This window comes from Zavarzinia aquatilis (genome assembly GCF_003173035.1).
Classification (GTDB): Bacteria; Pseudomonadota; Alphaproteobacteria; order Zavarziniales; family Zavarziniaceae; genus Zavarzinia; species Zavarzinia aquatilis.
Genome location: NZ_QGLE01000032.1, coordinates 1 through 3,187, shown reverse-complemented (window position 1 = coordinate 3,187; position 3,187 = coordinate 1). Strand labels below are relative to the sequence as shown.

Sequence of the window (3,187 nt, the reverse complement as noted above, 5' to 3'; positions counted from 1 at the left end):
GGCCTGCAAAGCATACAGAGAACCCACAATGTCCCCCCACACCCAGCGCGGGGTGGAGCAGCCCGGTAGCTCGTCAGGCTCATAACCTGAAGGCCGTCAGTTCAAATCTGGCCCCCGCAACCAGTTTTATCAATACAGATCAATGCCTTGAGCCCCGCCATACAGCGGGGCTCTTTGCGTTCCACGCGGCAGGTCAACAATAGGTCAACAAACGGATGAATTCTGCGTGCGTTTCCAGTAGGATAGTGGTCGGGCAGGATCAAGAACACGCGAAAACCGCAACAGAACGCGCTTGGTAGGAAACGCAGCTCTGCCGAGGTCAAACATTGCCTGAGCCAATCGGGATGGAAGCGCTCCCCACTAGTCAATCAGCCAATTCCCATTGAAGTCTGCATTACAAAACCATGGCGTATCTGCTAACGCCAAGTACATTGTTCGCTTCCAACCGTTGAGGAGCAGCTTAGGGTCATTAGCTACGATCCTCAGGTGCGCTTCGAACTGCGCTGGTGAGAACACCGCCAGACTCGACTGGCGCTGGAGAACGAGTGGACTTAGCTCTCCGGCAACCTGGCTACCAAACCTATCTTGCAGCTTGCAGTCCAGAAAGTGCTTCTCTGCGCGCCGCCTATCAACCACCTCCCAATGTTCAGGAGGACTAGGGAAGAACTGGACAACTATGGGAGTGCATCTAATAACCCTTGCCCGAACCCATCGATCGACAAAGAAAGAGTCCTTGTCCAAATAGGGATGAATTGGCTGTTCGGCTTCCAACAACGAAAAGCCCGCCCCAGCATCGGTGTTGCAATCCCTGCAAGCCGGAATGAGGTTGCGCGGGTGCACTGATAGCGCCGGAAACTTGGCTTTTGGTAGATAGTGATCGAGTGTTCTGGGAGTTCCAATCCCTGCGCAATAGGGGCAACTTCCCTGTGCAGCAACAAGTATCTCGTCGTAGATTTTGCGGGGTTGACCAGAGCTCTTGACTACGCCCTCGTCATACAAATCCATCAGCGCGCCCTTGGTAAGAACCCCTGCGATGATGTCTTCCCGATGCCCATGTCTTGCTCTGGGTAGAAGAGACCAAGTTTTTGTCGCGGAGTGGTCCCTAAATGCAACCGCCGAGGCGTCGATCTGATCCCTACTTGCTACAAAGGCAGCACGCGCCGCTTCTTCCATCTCAGCTACGCAGGCATCGAACAGCTCAAGCGGCTGATGAGCAGGCGGTAATAGTTTCTTCATTGCCTGTCTTGGCCTGCGTCACGGCTAATAACCATCGCTCGTAGAATACCATGTGCTTCAAGTCCAAGGCTCCCCTTGAATCGACCCACGATCGTTTCATAGCTTCCGCCAGAATCAACCTCTTGGCGCAAGAGGGTGTGGAACCCAGCTTTCTCTACCTCTAGTCCAAAAACTTCGCGCGTGAGCGTTCCGACATTCTCGCCGAATGTTTCTATACTTGGCCGGGATTTCTCGGATGATGCTCTGGTTCTGTAGAGCTTCCAGACACATGCGCTTGGGATCTCCTGCAGCACGACCGGCGAATGAGTTGCGACAATTGCAACTCCATTCTGTTTGTAAAGCAGTTGACTTAAGCTCCTTACGAGCGCCGACAGAAGTGGAGGATGAAGGTGACTCTCAGGCTCATCAATCAGCACTAGTGTCTTTTCTTCAACCTTCGCAACCAACTGAGTAATCGTGAGAATCGTGATTGCGTGGCCAGAGCTCATTCGAGAGACTAGTTTCCCAGCGCGCGCCGGTAAGTCGTCAGGTTCAATCTCGCTTAGCTCAAGTAGCTTCATGTCTGCAAAGTTGCTATCGCTTTCAAGAACTGACACTGCATTAAGCCAGCGCTGCCGCCGGACAGTCTCGCTTAGGCAAAAGCGCAGCGCGTCAATAAATTCAGAATGCAACTCATCGCGCGATTTGAGAATTGAGCCGTCCTCTCCAGAATAATCCGTCAGGCCAATGTAACTATATGGAGTCCCGTCAGAGGGGTTCTCGTCGGCTGCCGGTAGGTCAAATGGATCGAAAGCACTGAATGCAATCGATACCAAGTTTGCAAAAAAGTCTTTCCCTAATGCCTTTCTTCCCGCCCCAAAAAGTCCGGGCTCGTAAAATCTGGCTCCCAACTCTGACTGCCCAGCTATTGCTTTGACCATGTGTTTGAGAAGCGTGGTTTTTCCAACACCATTCCGTCCAATGATGGCATGGATGTTTGTGCTCGGCAGCGATCCAGCTTCGACCCGAAACTCAAGATCAAACTCTGCAAATTTCTCCGAACTGGGAAGTGAGAAGTGAAATAGAAAGTCCGTTGGTGGGGCATCGCCCGCAAGTACCCTAGGGAACTGCGAGACAATCGAGTTAATGCTGACACTGCGAAGATGCGATGTCTTAAATACGTTTTCTGACTTTGCGATATCAAGAATGCTTGGATCATGCACAACATCTCGAAGGTTTGTCAGAAAGGCGGTTCTCCATGCCTGCGGAAAATCTCGTGCCAGGGTCTTGTAAAAATCTATGTCTGTTGCGACGCTGAAGTAATTTTGTGGGAGGTGGGTGAATGATTTTTCAAGCGTTGCGTGCGTCGATACATTGACAGTTTGTCCAACGAAGCCAATTTTTATATTTGGCAATCTATGAGGCGCTGCATTCTCATCGTAGGCAAAGACCTCAAACATCGTAACAAATGAGTAGTCGTTCCAGTGGTCTATTTTCAAGTAAACGGTGTTGGGGCGCCCATCGATGGGGTTTTCCTTCCTTCCGATCAGTCTAAACTCGATCTGCGGCATCGCGTTCATTTTGGGCCTCTTGTTGGCGAGGTCTGTTCCATAAGCTCACAATCACCGTCCAAGTGCGATTGCTCGTTTTTTCCAGCAGCTCGTGCTTAGGCCGTTCTTTCCTGTTGTTTGGATACGATGCATCGGAGTGACCTGACCCCCATGGTTCATCCAACAGGAAGCAGAGACCTGTGGTTAGAATTACGCACCGTGGAGAATGAAGCAATGGGAGGGGCATGCCCCTCCCATTGCTTGCGCAGGCCGGCGGCATAGGCGGCCGGTGTCTCATAGCCGAGCGAGGAATGTGGCCGCTCGGTGTTGTAGTCCTCGATCCAGTCGGCAACGACCGCGCGGGCATGGCGCAAGCCGAAGAACAAGGTCTCGTTCAGAAGCTCGTCCCGCATTCGCCCGTT

The 3,187-nt window shown here is 52.1% G+C and carries 3 protein-coding genes and 1 tRNA gene; 1 reads left to right on the top strand and 3 read right to left on the bottom strand.

The window, feature by feature from the left end; genetic code table 11:
• Nucleotides 1-46 precede the first annotated feature (46 nt).
• Nucleotides 47-123: transfer RNA gene (locus tag DKG74_RS21300), tRNA-Met, on the top strand.
• A gap of 237 nt (nucleotides 124-360) precedes the next feature.
• Here the strand turns inward: DKG74_RS21300 and DKG74_RS21575 are convergent.
• From DKG74_RS21575 to DKG74_RS22530, 3 genes are all read right to left on the bottom strand, one after another.
• Entirely contained in the window at nucleotides 361-1,236 is an 876-nt protein-coding gene (locus DKG74_RS21575; protein ID WP_133251679.1) for an HNH endonuclease, read from the bottom strand.
• Nucleotides 1,233-2,795, bottom strand: coding sequence for an AAA family ATPase (locus tag DKG74_RS21295; RefSeq protein ID WP_207779458.1), 1,563 nt, complete (start codon nucleotides 2,793-2,795; stop codon nucleotides 1,233-1,235). Before DKG74_RS21295 ends, DKG74_RS21575 begins: the two co-directional genes overlap by 4 nt.
• A gap of 146 nt (nucleotides 2,796-2,941) precedes the next feature.
• A partial coding sequence (locus DKG74_RS22530; RefSeq protein ID WP_423841707.1) for an integrase core domain-containing protein occupies nucleotides 2,942-3,187 on the bottom strand: 246 nt, incomplete at its 5' end.